The organism is Kribbella sp. NBC_00889 (assembly GCF_045207705.1).
In the GTDB taxonomy this organism is placed as follows: Bacteria; Actinomycetota; Actinomycetes; order Propionibacteriales; family Kribbellaceae; genus Kribbella.
The window spans coordinates 8,539,274-8,554,101 of record NZ_CP108783.1; the positions used below are offsets into that span (position 1 = coordinate 8,539,274).

Below are 14,828 nucleotides of genomic sequence, written 5' to 3' on the forward strand. Positions count from 1 at the left end.
CTGGACCTGCGGTGGTTCGTCGTCAGTTGATCTCGAGCGTGTCGCCCGGCGCGAGGCCGTGGTACGGGCGCTCGTCGGAGTTGAGGAAGCGGCCCATCATGCCGAGGCCGAGCTGGCTGAGCAGAGCGTCGTGGATGCCGACGAGCTGCTCGGACTTGATCTCGCGGGCGTAGCCGACGGCCGGCGGAAGCGCGAACCACGGGCCGGAGATCGGCACCAGGTTGGTGTGGACGGCGCGATCCGGCTGGGTGAACGAGTCGCCCGGGTGGTACACCGCGTCCTCGATCAGGAAGCCGATGTTCTCGCACGGAACGCCCAGCTCCGGCAGGATCACCGCGTGGTCCTTGCCATAGGCACTGACCCGGAACCCGGCCGCCTCGAAGGACTGCCCGCCGGCCACCACGTTCACCCGGTCACCCAGGTCGGTCAACTGCCCAGCGACACCGGAGTTGGTGTAGACCGGCGCGTCCAGCGCCTTCACCCGATCGATGTCGATGTGGTCCTGGTGCTCGTGCGTGACCAGGATCGCGTCGGCCCGCTCGAACGCGGCGTCCTCACTGAACGACCCCGGATCGACCAGCAGCACCTTCCCGTCCTTCTCGATCCGCACACAGGCATGCGTGAACTTCGTGAGCTTCATCAGTCTCCCAACGCGTCTCTCATCGGAACCAGCTTGGCGTTCGTTTCCGCCAGCTCGGCGACGGGATCGGAGCCCGCCACGATGCCCGCGCCGGCGAAGAGCCGCATCCGGCGTGGGTTGTCAGGGTCGGCCTGGCCACAGCGCAGTGCGATGCACCACTCGCCGTCGCCGGCCGCGTCCATCCATCCGACCGGTCCGCTGAACCGGCCACGCTGCATCCCCTCGATCTCACCGATCAGGTTGCGGGCGACCGGTGTCGGCGTACCGCAGATCGCCGCGGACGGGTGCAGCGCGGCGGCGAGGCCGAGCGCGGACGCCCCGTTCGCCGCGACGCCGGCCACGTCCGAGGCGAGATGCATCACATTCGGCAGGTGCAGGACGAACGGGGTCTCGGGCACCTGCATGGACTTGCAGTGCGGCCTGAGCGCCTCGGCCACCGACCGTACGGCGTACTCGTGCTCCTCGAGGTCCTTGCTCGACCGGGCCAGTGATGCGGCCAGCGCCAGGTCGTGCGCGTCGTCCCCGGTACGGCGGATCGTGCCGGCCAGCACGCGGGACGTGATCAGGCCCTTCTCCCGCCGGACCAGCAGCTCCGGGGTGGCACCGATCAAGCCGTCGACGGAGAACGTCCAGCAGTTCGGGTACGCCGCTGCGAGCCGGCGCAACGGCCAGCGCAGGTCGATCGGCTGCTCGGCGATCGCGATCAGGTCGCGGGCGAGCACCACCTTGTCCAGCTCACCGGCCGTGATCCGCTGCACCGCGTCCGCGACGATGCTCGACCAGTCCGTTCCGGACCGGGCTCCGTCGGAGAACGTCACGTCGTACACCGGGTTCGGCTCGTTCGCGACCAGCTCGGGCGGCGCGGTCAGCGAGCTGGCAGGCGAGATCGTGGTCACCCAGGTGGTGCCGCCGCGGCGGCCGACGATCACCTCGGGAACGACCAGCTCACTCGGGTCCTGGTCGGTGAACCCGAACGACCCGAAGCAGACCAGTCCCGATCCTGGTACGCCGACCTCGTCGCGGATCACGGCGGCCGCGACCAGCTCCTTCCACCAGGACACCGCGTCCTGGAAGCGGTTGCTGCCGGCAACATCGAGGCGGGCCGCGACGCCCCAGCCGACGTGGCCGTCGCCACGTCGTACCCAGGCCAGGCCGCCCTCGGTGGGCAGATGGTCCATCAGCTGCGCCGACACTTCGTCGACGGGCTGGCTGCGGATCACCAGATGCGGTGCCGGCTGATGACCGGATCGGACCGGGTCAGACAAGCTCACGGCTCCACCCCTCGCTAGCGCTCCGGCCCCGGATCACGGTGGCCGGTCTGCGTACTGGAGATGCACTCACGAGATGCAAGCGTATGCCTGCCCGATGTCCAGCGAGTTTCGGCGCCCATCTGGCCCGTGATCAACCTCGCGTCCTGCACCGCCTTCCGCACACCATCTCCGGCGCCCATGAGGTGCCCACCTGGACACCGGAGCTGGCGCACGGCAGGCGGTGCAGGACACTAGACAGGTGACCCGCGCAGATCTGACCAAGGAACCACAGGCCGTGGCGGCCATGTTCGACAACGTGGCCGAGGGGTACGACCGGACCAACGCGGTGGCGACGATGGGTCTGGAGAAGCATTACTGGCGGCCACAGACGCTGGCCGAGATCGCGCCGCGCAAGGGCATGAGGATCCTCGACCTGGCCGCCGGGACCGGCGCGTCCAGCATCAGGTTGCGGGAGGCCGGCGCCGAGGTCGTGTCGTGCGACTTCTCGGTCGGGATGCTGCGGGTCGGCAAGCGCCGCTACCCGGACCTCGACCTGATCGCCGGGGACGCGCTGCGGCTGCCGTTCGCCGACTCGACGTTCGACGTGGTGACGATCTCCTGGGCACTGCGGAACGTGAACGACGTCACGGTCGCCCTGCAGGAGATGCTGCGGGTGACCCGGCCGGGCGGACGGCTCGTCGTACTGGAGAACTCGCACCCGACCTGGAAGCCGTTCCGGATCGCTTACCTGGAGTACATGATGCGGGCGGTGCCGGTGGTCGCGAAGGCGGTGTCGACCAATCCGGACGCGTACGAGTACCTGGCCGAGTCGGTCCGCGCCTGGCCGGGCCAGGAACCGCTGGCCAGGACCATCGAGGCCTCGGGCTGGACCCGGGTCCAGTGGCGCAACCTGACCGGTGGTCTGGTCGCCATCCACCGGGCGGTCAAGCCCGTGTAATTACGCAAGAAGGTCTGCGCGTAATTTGCTTGCAGGCAAGGGAGTCAGGGCCGGTTTCGTGTCCGCGTCAGGCAGTCCTAGACTGTCGGGTGACGAGGCTTAGTGAATCCCTTCACGAGCGCACAGCCCCTAAATCAGGCCGGGAATCGAGATGAGCCAGAGCGTGCCGCACGGGCAGCAGGCCGAGACCGCCGATGTGATCGTCGTCGGCGCCGGACCCGCAGGCTCGGCCGCCGCGTACCACCTGGCCAACGCCGGCCTCGACGTCCTGCTGCTGGAGAAGACGGCCTTCCCGCGCGAGAAGGTGTGCGGCGACGGGCTCACCCCGCGCGGCACCAAGCAGCTCATCAACATGGGCATCGACATCTCCGAAGAGGCCGGCTGGATCCGCAACTACGGCCTGCGCATCCAGGGCTCCGGGCATGTCCTGCAACTGGACTGGCCGGACCTGTCCAGCCACCCGAACTACGGGCTGACCCGGAACCGGATGGACTTCGACGACATGCTCGCCCGGCAGGCCGTGAAGGCCGGGGCGCGGCTGCGTGAGCGGACCAACGTGAGCGGCCCGATCCTGGACGACCGGGGTCACATCGTCGGCGTCACCGCGAAGCCGGTGGACGACAACGGCCGGCGGGCCGGAGACGACCTGGAGTTCCGGGCGCCGCTGGTGATGGCCGCCGACGGCAACTCGTCGCGGCTGAGCATCGCGATGGGCCTGCACAAGCGCGACGACCGCCCGATGGGCGTCGCGGTCCGGACGTACTTCACCAGCCCGCGGACCAACGACGACTACCTGGAGTCCTGGCTCGAGCTGTGGGCCGACGACCCGAAGCAGCCCGGTGGCCGCGTGCTGCTGCCCGGGTACGGCTGGATCTTCGGGATGGGCGACGGCACGGTCAACGTCGGTCTCGGCATCCTGAACACCTCCGACGCCTTCGGCAAGGTCGACTACGCCGACCTGCTCAAGCAGTGGCTGAAGAACACGCCGGAGGAGTGGCAGTTCCGCGACGAGTTCCAGACCATCCCGATCCGTGGTGCCGCCTTGCCGATGGGCTTCAACCGGCAGCCGCACTACACCCGCGGCCTGATGCTGCTCGGCGACGCCGGCGGCATGGTCAACCCGTTCAACGGCGAGGGCATCCCGTACGCGATGGAGTCCGGGGCGTTCGCCGCCGAGGTCGCCGCCCAGGCACTGCGCCGGCAGCCGAACCAGCGCGAGCGTGCGCTGACGGCGTACCCGAAGGCGCTGAAGCAGGAGTACGGCGGCTATTACACACTCGGCCGGATCTTCGTGAAGCTGATTGGAAATCCGGAGGTGATGCGGCTGTGCACGAAGTACGGTCTGCCGCGCACCACGCTGATGAAGTTCACCTTGAAGTTGCTCGCGAACCTCACCGACCCGCGTGACGGGGACGTGATGGACAAGATCATCAACGGTCTCACCAAGCTCGCACCGGCGGCCTGACCGGCGGGGCGAGTGAGCTGAGCTACAGCGGTACTGATAACACAGTGCTGTTCCGAAACAGACAGAAAAGACAGACCACCGGCTGAAGGAGAGGGAGCACGAGACCGATGCACCCTTACGTACCGATCCTCGTTCTCGGTGTACTCGCGGCGATCTTCGTGGCGGGCACGCTGGTGACGAGCGCGCTGGTCGGACCCAAGCGCTACAACCGGGCCAAGCTCGACTCCTACGAGTGCGGGATCGAGCCGACCCCGCAGCCGGTCGGTGGCGGGCGCTTCCCGGTGAAGTACTACATCACCGCGATGCTCTTCATCGTGTTCGACATCGAGATCATCTTCCTCTACCCGTGGGCGGTCGCCTTCGACCAGATGGCGCTGTTCGGGTTGGTCGAGATGGTCATCTTCATCGTCACCGTCTTCATCGCGTACGCCTACGTGTGGCGGCGCGGCGGACTGGAGTGGGACTGAGTTATGGGTGTTGAGGAACAGCTTCCGGCCGGCGTACTGCTGACCACGATCGAGGGCCTGTCCGGCTACATGCGCAAGGCCTCGTTGTGGCCGGCAACCTTCGGGCTGGCCTGCTGCGCGATCGAGATGATGACCACCGGTGCGCCGCGCTACGACGCGGCCCGGTTCGGGATGGAGGTCTTCCGGGCGTCGCCGCGGCAGGCCGACCTGATGATCGTGGCCGGCCGGGTGAGCCAGAAGATGGCCCCGGTACTGCGCCAGATCTACGACCAGATGCCGAACCCGAAGTGGGTGCTGGCGATGGGTGTCTGCGCGTCGTCCGGCGGCATGTTCAACAACTACGCGATCGTGCAGGGCGTGGACCACGTCGTACCGGTCGACATGTATCTGCCCGGCTGCCCGCCGCGGCCGGAGATGCTGCTGGACGCGTTCCTCAAGCTGCACGACGACATCCAGCACAGCAAGCTCGGCGCGAACAAGCGGGCGGAGCTGCAGGAGCGGGAGGTCGCCGCACTGGCTGCCTCGCCGACGATCGAGATGAAGGGGCTGCTTCGGTGAGTGACACGCAACCGGAGAACCTTCCGGCGATGTCCGCGGCCGGGGACGCTCAGACTCCGGCGGCCGAGGTGGTGGACCAGCGCGAGGGCATGTTCGGTGTCCGCGGCACCGGTGACACCTCCGGCTTCGGCGGTCTGCGCCGCCAGGTCGCACTGCCGGGCGGTACGCCGAAGCCGTACGGCTCCTGGTTCGACGGCGCGACCGAGCGGCTGCAGAGCCTGGTCGGCGACGCCGCGATCGAGAAGGTCGTGGTCGACCGCAACGAACTGACCCTGCACATCAAGCGCGAGGACCTGGTCGAGGTCTGCCGGCACCTGCGCGACGACGAGGCGCTCCGGTTCGAGTTCTGCTCCGGCGTCAGCGGTGTGCACTACCCGAACGAGACCGGCCGCGAGCTGCACGCGGTCTACCACCTGCTGTCGATCACGCACAACCGGCGGATCCGGCTGGAGGTCTCCTGCCCGGACGCCGACCCGCACATCCCGTCGGTCGTCTCGGTCTACCCGGCCAACGACTGGCACGAGCGGGAGACCTGGGACTTCTTCGGCATCATCTTCGACGGGCACCCGGCGCTGACCAGGATCCAGATGCCGGACGACTGGCCCGGACACCCGCAGCGCAAGGACTACCCGCTCGGCGGGATCGACGTCGAGTACAAGGGCGCGGTCATCCCGCCGCCCGACACGCGGAGGTCGTACAACTGATGACCCAGACAGAATCGACACAGTCAGACCCGTACGCGACCACTCGCGACACCACCGAGGGCAAGGTCTTCACCGTCACCGGTCAGGACTGGGACTCGGTCGTCGCCGGCCTCGGTGACGAGCCCGAGGAGCGCGTCGTCGTCAACATGGGCCCGCAGCACCCGTCCACCCACGGCGTGCTCCGGCTCATCCTGGAGCTCGAGGGCGAGACGGTGACCGAGGCCCGCTGTGGCATCGGCTACCTGCACACCGGCATCGAGAAGAACATGGAGTTCCGCTCCTGGGTGCAGGGCGTCACGTTCTGCACCCGGATGGACTACCTGTCGCCGTTCTACAACGAGGCGGCCTACAGCCTCGCGGTCGAGCGGCTGCTCGGGATCGAGGACCAGATCCCGGAGAAGGCCAACGTGATGCGGGTGCTCCTGATGGAGCTCAACCGGATCTCGAGCCACCTGGTCTGCATCGCCACCGGTGGCATGGAGATCGGCGCGCTGACCGTGATGACGATCGGCTTCCGCGAGCGCGAGATGACGCTGGACCTGTTCGAGCTGATCACCGGCCTGCGGATGAACCACGCGTTCATCCGGCCGGGTGGTGTCGCCCAGGACCTGCCCCCGGGTGCGCTGGACAAGATCCGCGAGTACATCACCTGGATGAACAAGCACCTGCCGGAGTACGCCGAGCTGTGCAACGCGAACCCGATCTTCAAGGCCCGGCTGCAGAACGTCGGCTACCTGGATCTGGCCGGCTGCATGGCGCTGGGCATCTCCGGTCCGCCGGTGCGCTCGACCGGGTACGCGCTGGACCTGCGCAAGACCCAGCCGTACTGCGGTTACGAGACGTACGACTTCGACGTACCGACCTGGGACTCCTCGGACTCCTACGGGCGGTTCCGCGTCCGGCTGCAGGAGATGCACGAGTCGCTGAAGATCGTCGAGCAGTGCGCCGACCGGCTGGCCAAGATGGAGGGCGAGCCGGTGATGGTGGCCGACAAGAAGATCGGCTGGCCGAGCCAGCTGGCCGTCGGCACCGACGGGATGGGCAACTCGCTCGACCACATCAAGCACATCATGGGCGAGTCGATGGAAGCGCTGATCCATCACTTCAAGCTGGTCACCGAGGGCTTCCGGGTGCCGGCCGGCCAGGCCTATGTGGCGCTGGAGTCGCCGCGCGGGGAACTGGGCTGCCACCTGGTCTCCGACGGCGGTACCAAGCCGTACCGGGCGCACTTCCGTGACCCGTCCTTCGCAAACCTGCAGGCGATGCCGATCATGTGCGAGGGCGCACAGGTCGCCGACGTGATCGTCGCCGTCGCCAGCCTTGACCCGGTGATGGGTGGAGTGGACCGATAGATGGCCGAGAATCACGCGACTGCGACCGACGTCCCGGTGCCGTACAGCACCGGTGACTCGAAGATCACCGACACCACGATCGCGGAGATGCGCGAGCTGGCCGCCCGGTACCCGGTCGGCCGGTCCGCGCTGCTGCCGATGCTGCACCTGGTGCAGTCGGTCGAGGGCCGGGTCACCCCGGAGGGCATCGAGGCGTGCGCCGAGATCCTCGGGCTGACCGGTGCCGAGGTGTCCGCGGTGGCGACCTTCTACACGATGTACAAGCGCCGCCCGGTCGGTGACTACCACGTCGGGGTCTGCACCAACACGCTGTGCGCCGTGATGGGCGGCGACGTGATCTTCGACCGGCTCAAGCAGCATCTCGACGTCGGCAACGACGAGACCACCGAGGACGGCAAGATCACCCTCGAGCACCTGGAGTGCAACGCCGCCTGCGACTACGCGCCGGTGATGATGGTGAACTGGGAGTTCTTCGACGACATGACGCCGGAGTCGGCCACCCAGCTGGTCGACGACCTGCGTGAGGGCAACGAGGTGAAGTCCCCGCGCGGCGCGACGATCTGCACCTGGAAGGAAGCCGAGCGCGTGCTGGCCGGCTTCCCCGACGGCCGCGCCGACGAGGGCCCGACCGGCGGCAAGGCGACATTGGCCGGCCTCCGCCTGGCCCGCGAACGCAACTGGACCGCCCCTGGTGGTACGCAGGGCGCCGACACCCAGAAGGAGGACTGACCATGCTGACCCCGGTACTGTCCGACAACTGGGACCAGATCCGTTCCTGGCAACTTGCGTCGTATCAGCGGTCCGGCGGGTACGACGCTCTGCGTACCGCGCTGCGGATGCAGCCGGCCGACGTGGTGAACGCCGTCAAGGACTCCGGACTGCGCGGCCGTGGCGGCGCGGGCTTCCCGACCGGCATGAAGTGGTCGTTCATCCCGCAGGACAACCCGAAGCCGAAGTACCTGGTGGTGAACGCGGACGAGTCCGAGCCGGGCACCTGCAAGGACATCCCGCTGATGCTCGCCTCGCCGCACACGCTGGTCGAGGGCGTCATCATCGCGTCCTACGCGATCCGCGCGTCGGTCGCGTTCATCTACGTCCGCGGTGAGGTGCTGCACGTCGTCCGCCGGTTGCAGCAGGCGGTCGCCGAGGCCAAGGAAGCCGGCTTCATCGGCACCGACATCCTCGGCACCGGCTACGACCTGGACGTGATCGTGCACGCCGGCGCCGGCGCCTACATCTGCGGCGAGGAGACGGCGCTGCTCGACTCGCTGGAAGGTCGTCGCGGTCAACCTCGGCTGCGTCCCCCCTTCCCGGCCGTGGCCGGTCTGTACGGAAGCCCCACTGTCATCAACAACGTCGAGTCGATCGCATCGGTTCCCGTCATCATCAAGAACGGCGCCGACTGGTTCTCCTCGATGGGCACCGAGAAGTCCAAGGGCATGACGCTGTACTCGCTGTCCGGGCACGTCACCCGCCCGGGCCAGTACGAGGCGCCGATGGGCATCACGCTGCGGCAACTGATCGACCTGGCCGGCGGGGTCCGGGAGGGCCACGAGCTGAAGTTCTGGACGCCCGGTGGTTCGTCCACGCCGCTGCTGACCGCCGAGCATCTCGACATCCCGCTGGACTACGAGGGCGTCGGCGCGGCCGGCTCGATGCTCGGCACCAAGGCGCTGCAGATCTTCGACGAGACGACCTGCGTGGTGCGCTCGGTGCTGCGCTGGACCGAGTTCTACAAGCACGAGTCCTGCGGCAAGTGCACGCCGTGCCGCGAGGGCACCTGGTGGCTGGTGCAGATCCTCGAGCGGCTGGAGCACGGCAAGGGCAGCAAGGACGACCTGGCCACGCTTCTCGACCTGTGCGAGAACATCACCGGCCGGGCGTTCTGCGCGCTGGCCGATGGTGCGACCGCGCCGATCACCAGCTCGATCCAGCACTTCAAGGACGAGTACCTGGCGCACTTCGAGAACGGCGGCTGCCCGTTCGACCCGATGGCAAGCACAGTCTTCGCTACCGCTGGAGCAAGCGCATGACGATCCAAGCGAACCCACCGGCCGGGTCGGAGGTGGAGCGGACCGATCTGATCACCGTCACCATCGACGACATCGAGGTGAAGGTTCCCAAGAACACCCTGCTGATCCGCGCGGCGGAGCAGATCGGGATCCAGATCCCGCGATTCTGCGACCACCCGCTGCTCGACCCGGTCGGCGCCTGCCGCCAGTGCCTGGTCGAGATCACCGATGCCGGCAACGGCCGCGGGATGCCGAAGCCGCAGGCCTCCTGCACGATCACCGTCGCCGACGGCATGGTGGTCCGCACCCAGGTGAGCTCGCCGGTGGCGAACAAGGCGCAGCACGGGAACATGGAGTTCCTGCTGATCAACCACCCGCTGGACTGCCCGGTCTGCGACAAGGGCGGCGAGTGCCCGCTGCAGAACCAGGCGATGAGCAACGGGTACGGCGAGTCGCGGTTCCACGAGATCAAGCGGACCTACCCCAAGCCGATCAACATCTCGGCCGAGGTGCTGCTGGATCGCGAGCGCTGCGTGCTGTGTGCGCGCTGCACCCGGTTCTCCGAGCAGATCGCCGGTGACCCGTTCATCGCGCTGGTCGAGCGCGGCGCGCTGCAGCAGGTCGGCATCTACGAGAAGGAGCCGTTCGAGAGCTACTTCTCCGGCAACACCATCCAGATCTGCCCGGTGGGTGCGCTGACCAGCGCGGCGTACCGGTTCCGGTCCCGGCCGTTCGACCTCGTGTCGGTGCCGTCGGTGGCGGAGCACGACTCGTCCGGTGCGGCGATCCGGGTCGACTATCGGCGCGGCAAGGTGATGCGCCGGCTGGCCGGCGACGACCCCGAGGTCAACGAGGAGTGGATCTCCGACAAGGACCGGTTCGCGTTCAACTACGCCACCACCGGTGACCGGCTGACCCACCCGATGATCCGCGAGGACGGCGAGCTGCGGCCGGCGTCCTGGCCGGAGGCGCTGACCTTCGCGGGCGAGAAGCTGACGGCGGCCCGCGGCAACGCGGCGGTGCTGACCGGTGGCCGGCTGACCCTCGAGGACTCCTACGCGTACTCGAAGTTCGCGCGCGTCGTCCTCGGCACGAACGACATCGACTTCCGGTCCCGGCCGCACTCCGTGGAGGAAGTGGACTTCCTCGCCGCCGCGGTCGCCGGCACCGGCCTCGGTACGACGTTCTCCGACCTGGAGAAGGCCGGATCGGTGCTGCTCGTCGGGTTCGAGCCCGAGGAGGAAGCGCCTGCCGTGTTCCTGCGGCTGCGCAAGGGCGTCCGGGCGCATGGCACCAAGGTCTTCAGCGTGGCGGCGTACGCGTCCCGCGGAGTCGAGAAGCTCGACGGCGTGGTCGTCCAGGCATCGCCCGGCACGGAGGCCGCCCTACTGGCCGACCTCGGCAGTGCGGGCGAGGCCGGAGCCGCTGCGCGGGCCGCGCTGGGCTCCGACTCGATCATCATCGTCGGCGAGCGGCTGGCGAGCGTTCCGGGTGGCTACTCGACCGCACTGCGGCTGGCGCTCGACACGGGCGCCCAGCTGGCCTGGATCCCGCGGCGTGCGGGTGACCGGGCTGCCCTCGAGGCCGGTTGCCTCCCGGGGCTGCTGCCCGGTGGCCGGCTGGTGACCGACCCGCAGGCGCGGGTCGACCTGCAGGCCGCGTGGGGTGTGGACAGCCTGCCGTCGACGGTAGGCAAGGACCTGACCGAGATCCTCGCGGCAGCGGAATCGCTGGACGCGCTGGTGGTCGCGGGGGTCGAGATCGACGACCTGCCCGACCCGGCCGCGGCGCTGGCCGCGCTGGAGGCAGCGCCGTTCGTGGTCAGCTTCGAGGTCCGCAAGTCGCAGGTGACCGAGTACGCCGACGTCGTCTTCCCGGTGGTTCCGCCGGCGGAGAAGGACGGCACCTTCGTCAACTGGGAGGGCCGCGAGCGGTCGTTCCCGGTGGTACTGAAGGTCGCGGCCGCGATGCCCGACGTACGGGCGCTGGCGGCGCTGGCGCAGGAGATGGACCGGTCGCTCGGGTTCAGCACTCCGGCCGGCGCGAAGAAGGAGTACGACGAGCTCGGCCGCTGGGACGGTGACCGCGCGCAGGAGCCGACGTACCAGGCCGGTCCGTCGCTCGGCGCGTTCGACTCCACCCGGCTCGCGACCTGGCGGATGCTGATCGACGACAGCCGCGCGAACGACGGTGAGCCGCACCTGACGGCCACCGCCCGTACGCCGGTCGCCCGGATCTCGCTCACCACGGCGCGCCGGGTCGGTGTCGCCGACGGCGACGAGCTGGTGGTGAGCACGGACGCCGGGTCGATCCGGCTGCCGGTCGTGATCACTCCGATGCCCGACAACGTGGTCTGGCTGCCGACCAACTCGGCCGACTCCCATGTACGCCGGTCGCTGCACGCAGACCATGGCTCGATCGTGACGATCGCCGGAGGGAACGCATGAACATCCCGCTCGCGGTGCCGGACGCCGGGGTCGGCCACGACCCGTGGTGGGTCGTGGGCCTCAAGGTGCTGCTGGTCTTCGTCTTCCTGGTCGTGCTGACGCTGTTCAACATCTGGTGGGAGCGCCGGGTCGTGGCCCGGATGCAGCAGCGGATCGGGCCGAACGTGCACGGCCCGCAGGGCCTGCTGCAGTCGCTCGCCGACGGTATGAAGCTGATGTTCAAGGAAGACCTGATGCCGAAGGGCGTCGACAGGTTCGTCTTCGTCGCGGCCCCGGTGATCGTGTCGATCCCGGCCTTCCTGACCTTCGCGGTGATCCCGTTCGGGCCGACGGTGAAGATCCCGTTCACCGACATTTACACCCGGCTGCAGATCACCGACTTGCCGGTCTCGGTGCTGTACGTGATGGCGGTCGCCTCGATCGGCATCTACGGCATCGTGCTCGGCGGCTGGTCGTCCAACTCGACGTACTCGCTGCTCGGTGGCCTGCGGTCCAGCGCGCAGATGATCTCCTACGAGGTCGGCATGGGCCTCGCGCTGGTGACGGTGTTCCTGTTCGCCGGATCGATGTCCACCTCGGAGATCGTCGCGGCGCAGGGCTCGCACCAGTCGGTCAACCTGTTCGGCGCGGACATCCCGATCCCGGGCTGGTACGCGTTCCTGCTGTTCCCGTCGTTCGTGATCTACGTGGTCTCGATGATCGGCGAGACGAACCGCGCGCCGTTCGACCTGCCGGAGGCCGAGGGTGAGCTGGTGGCCGGCTTCCTGACCGAGTACTCCTCGATGAAGTACGCGATGTTCTTCCTGGCCGAGTACATCAACATGGCGACCGTGTCGGCGCTGGCCACCACGCTGTTCCTGGGCGGCTGGCGGGCACCCTGGCCGATCTCGATCTGGGACGGCGCGAACTCCGGCTTCTGGCCGGTGCTGTGGTTCGTCGGCAAGATGATGTGCTTCATCTTCTTCTACATCTGGCTGCGCGGAACACTGCCGCGGCTGCGCTACGACCAGTTCATGAAGCTGGGCTGGAAGATCCTGATCCCGGTGTCGCTGGGCTGGATCCTGCTGGTCGCCACCGTCCGCGCGGTCGGCCGCGAGGCGTCCACGCCGCGCACCTGGCTGCTGGTCGCGGCCGGTATCGCCGTACTGCTGGCGCTGATCTCGCTGGCAGTTCCGCAGAAGCCCAAGACCGACAAGACCGAGGACGACGACGGCGAGGACTTCGACGCCTTCGCCGGCGGGTTCCCGGTGCCACCACCGCTCGTCAAGACTCCGAGCCGAAGCGAGGAAGCCCACCGTGGCTAGTGTCAAAGAGTCCATCTGGGACCCGGTAGCCGGGTTCGGGGTCACCTTCCGGACGATGTTCCGCAAGGTGTTCACCGAGGAGTACCCGTTCGAGAAGAAGCCGACCGCGCCACGCTTCCACGGCCGGCACCAGCTGAACCGCTGGCCGGACGGCCTGGAGAAGTGCATCGGCTGTGAGCTGTGCGCCTGGGCCTGCCCGGCGGACGCGATCTACGTCGAGGGCGCGGACAACACCGACGGTGGCCGGTTCTCCCCGGGCGAGCGGTACGGGCGGGTGTACCAGATCAACTACCTGCGCTGCATCCTGTGTGGGCTGTGCATCGAGGCCTGTCCGACCCGGGCGCTCACGATGACCAACGAGTACGAGTTGGCCGACCGCAGCCGCGAGTCCCTCATCTACGAGAAGAAGGACCTGCTGGCACCGATGCTGCCGGGCATGCAGGAGCCGCCGCACGACATGCAGCTGGGCGCCACCGAGAAGGACTACTACCTCGGTCTGACCGGTTCCGTCGTACCGGGCGAGAGTGGTGACGCGAAATGATCGGCATGGTCACCGGCGGGCAGTTCGCGTTCTGGATGCTCGCCCCGGTCATGGTCCTGGCCGCGATCGCGATGGTGCTGGTGCGCAAGGCGGTGCACTCCGCGCTGCTGCTGGCGACGGTGATGATCTGTCTGGCCGTCCAGTACGCCGCCCAGGACGCGCCGTTCCTGTTCGCGGTACAGATCATCGTCTACACCGGCGCGATCCTGATGCTGTTCCTGTTCGTGCTGATGCTGGTCGGTGTGGACGCGTCCGACTCCCTGGTCGAGACGATCCGCGGCCAGCGGCTGCTGGCCGGGCTGGCGTTCCTCGGCTTCGCGGTCCTGCTGGTCGCGGCCGTCGGCAACGCGATGTACGGCAACCCGGTCGGGCTGGCCAACGCGCAGCCGGACGGCAACCCGAAGGGCATCGCGCAACTGCTGTTCGGCAAGTACGTGTTCGCCTTCGAGGTCACCTCGGCGCTGCTGATCACCGCGGCGCTGGGCGCGATGATGCTGGCGCACCGCGAGCGGCTGACCAAGAAGCGGACCCAGCGCGACCACGCCGAGGAGCGGATCCGCAAGTACGCCGAGCAGGGGATCCACCCGGGTCCGCTGCCGACTCCGGGTGTACTGGCCCGGCACAACGCCGTCGACACGCCGGCGCTGCTGCCCGACGGGTCGATCGCACCGACCTCGGTTTCGCGCGTGCTCCAGGCACGTGGCACCGTGTTCCCCGAAGCCGACGAGCGGGCGGACATCGACGAGGTCCTCGACCGCGACGCAGGCGACGAGGTCCGGCCCGAACTCGAAGGCACGGACCTGTCCGGATACGGCGAGGAGGACAAACTGTGAGCACCGAGCCGTACATCGTGCTCGCGGCGATTCTGTTCAGCATCGGGGCGCTCGGCGTCCTGGTGCGCCGCAACGCCATCGTCGTCTTCATGTGCGTCGAGCTGATGCTGAACGCGGCCAACCTCGCGTTCGTCAGCTTCGCCCGCCAGCACGGCAACCTCGACGGCCAGATCGCCGCCTTCTTCGTGATGGTGGTGGCCGCGGCCGAGGTCGTGATCGGGCTGGCGATCATCATGGCCATCTTCCGCACCCGTCGCTCGGCCTCGGTCGACGACGCCAACCTGCTCAAGTACTGAG

Annotated in this window: 15 protein-coding genes; 13 read left to right on the top strand and 2 right to left on the bottom strand. The window is 68.3% G+C overall.

Annotated features, from left to right (window positions below; genetic code table 11):
- Nucleotides 1-22 precede the first annotated feature (22 nt).
- Together OG817_RS42080 and OG817_RS42085 are read right to left on the bottom strand one after the other, a co-directional pair.
- On the bottom strand, nucleotides 23-640 hold the full coding sequence (locus OG817_RS42080) for an MBL fold metallo-hydrolase (protein ID WP_406050610.1): 618 nt from the start codon (nucleotides 638-640) through the stop codon (nucleotides 23-25).
- Entirely contained in the window at nucleotides 640-1,911 is a 1,272-nt protein-coding gene (locus OG817_RS42085) for an isochorismate synthase MenF (protein ID WP_406050612.1), read from the bottom strand. The genes OG817_RS42080 and OG817_RS42085 overlap by 1 nt, the downstream gene beginning before the upstream one ends.
- Before the next feature lie 238 nt (nucleotides 1,912-2,149).
- On the opposite strand from OG817_RS42085, the gene OG817_RS42090 reads away from it, so the two are divergent.
- The 13 genes from OG817_RS42090 (at nucleotide 2,150) to nuoK (ending at nucleotide 14,827) form a co-directional block, all read left to right on the top strand.
- Nucleotides 2,150-2,848, top strand: a complete 699-nt coding sequence (locus OG817_RS42090; RefSeq protein WP_396392485.1) for a demethylmenaquinone methyltransferase — start codon at nucleotides 2,150-2,152, stop codon at nucleotides 2,846-2,848.
- Nucleotides 2,849-2,999: 151 nt separating this feature from the next.
- Entirely contained in the window at nucleotides 3,000-4,313 is a 1,314-nt protein-coding gene (locus tag OG817_RS42095; RefSeq protein ID WP_131360289.1) for a geranylgeranyl reductase family protein, read from the top strand.
- Between the two features lie 107 nt (nucleotides 4,314-4,420).
- Nucleotides 4,421-4,780, top strand: a complete 360-nt coding sequence (locus OG817_RS42100) for an NADH-quinone oxidoreductase subunit A (RefSeq protein WP_360450344.1) — start codon at nucleotides 4,421-4,423, stop codon at nucleotides 4,778-4,780.
- A 3-nt stretch (nucleotides 4,781-4,783) separates the two neighbouring features.
- Complete coding sequence (locus tag OG817_RS42105; RefSeq protein WP_131360293.1) at nucleotides 4,784-5,338, top strand: NADH-quinone oxidoreductase subunit B family protein; 555 nt, start codon at nucleotides 4,784-4,786, stop codon at nucleotides 5,336-5,338.
- Nucleotides 5,335-6,042: an NADH-quinone oxidoreductase subunit C gene (locus OG817_RS42110; protein WP_406050613.1), complete on the top strand. Its 708-nt coding sequence runs from the start codon at nucleotides 5,335-5,337 to the stop codon at nucleotides 6,040-6,042. The genes OG817_RS42105 and OG817_RS42110 overlap by 4 nt, the downstream gene beginning before the upstream one ends.
- Nucleotides 6,042-7,394, top strand: a complete 1,353-nt coding sequence (locus OG817_RS42115; RefSeq protein ID WP_396392483.1) for an NADH-quinone oxidoreductase subunit D — start codon at nucleotides 6,042-6,044, stop codon at nucleotides 7,392-7,394. Before OG817_RS42110 ends, OG817_RS42115 begins: the two co-directional genes overlap by 1 nt.
- Nucleotides 7,395-8,123 carry an NADH-quinone oxidoreductase subunit NuoE gene (nuoE, locus tag OG817_RS42120; protein ID WP_360450356.1) on the top strand — a complete coding sequence of 243 codons (729 nt, stop codon included), beginning with the start codon at nucleotides 7,395-7,397 and terminating at the stop codon, nucleotides 8,121-8,123.
- 2 nt (nucleotides 8,124-8,125) lie between these two features.
- Nucleotides 8,126-9,427, top strand: a complete 1,302-nt coding sequence (gene nuoF / locus OG817_RS42125; protein WP_202867532.1) for an NADH-quinone oxidoreductase subunit NuoF — start codon at nucleotides 8,126-8,128, stop codon at nucleotides 9,425-9,427.
- The gene (locus OG817_RS42130; RefSeq protein ID WP_406050615.1) at nucleotides 9,424-11,853 is read left to right on the top strand and encodes an NADH-quinone oxidoreductase subunit G; all 2,430 of its coding nucleotides are present in this window, start codon (nucleotides 9,424-9,426) and stop codon (nucleotides 11,851-11,853) included. The genes nuoF and OG817_RS42130 overlap by 4 nt, the downstream gene beginning before the upstream one ends.
- Nucleotides 11,850-13,157, top strand: coding sequence for an NADH-quinone oxidoreductase subunit NuoH (gene nuoH / locus OG817_RS42135; RefSeq protein ID WP_406050616.1), 1,308 nt, complete (start codon nucleotides 11,850-11,852; stop codon nucleotides 13,155-13,157). Before OG817_RS42130 ends, nuoH begins: the two co-directional genes overlap by 4 nt.
- Nucleotides 13,150-13,698, top strand: a complete 549-nt coding sequence (gene nuoI, locus OG817_RS42140; protein ID WP_406050617.1) for an NADH-quinone oxidoreductase subunit NuoI — start codon at nucleotides 13,150-13,152, stop codon at nucleotides 13,696-13,698. The genes nuoH and nuoI overlap by 8 nt, the downstream gene beginning before the upstream one ends.
- Complete coding sequence (locus OG817_RS42145) at nucleotides 13,695-14,531, top strand: NADH-quinone oxidoreductase subunit J (RefSeq protein WP_396392478.1); 837 nt, start codon at nucleotides 13,695-13,697, stop codon at nucleotides 14,529-14,531. Before nuoI ends, OG817_RS42145 begins: the two co-directional genes overlap by 4 nt.
- Nucleotides 14,528-14,827, top strand: coding sequence for an NADH-quinone oxidoreductase subunit NuoK (gene nuoK / locus OG817_RS42150; protein WP_132411663.1), 300 nt, complete (start codon nucleotides 14,528-14,530; stop codon nucleotides 14,825-14,827). Before OG817_RS42145 ends, nuoK begins: the two co-directional genes overlap by 4 nt.
- Nucleotide 14,828 lies beyond the last annotated feature (1 nt).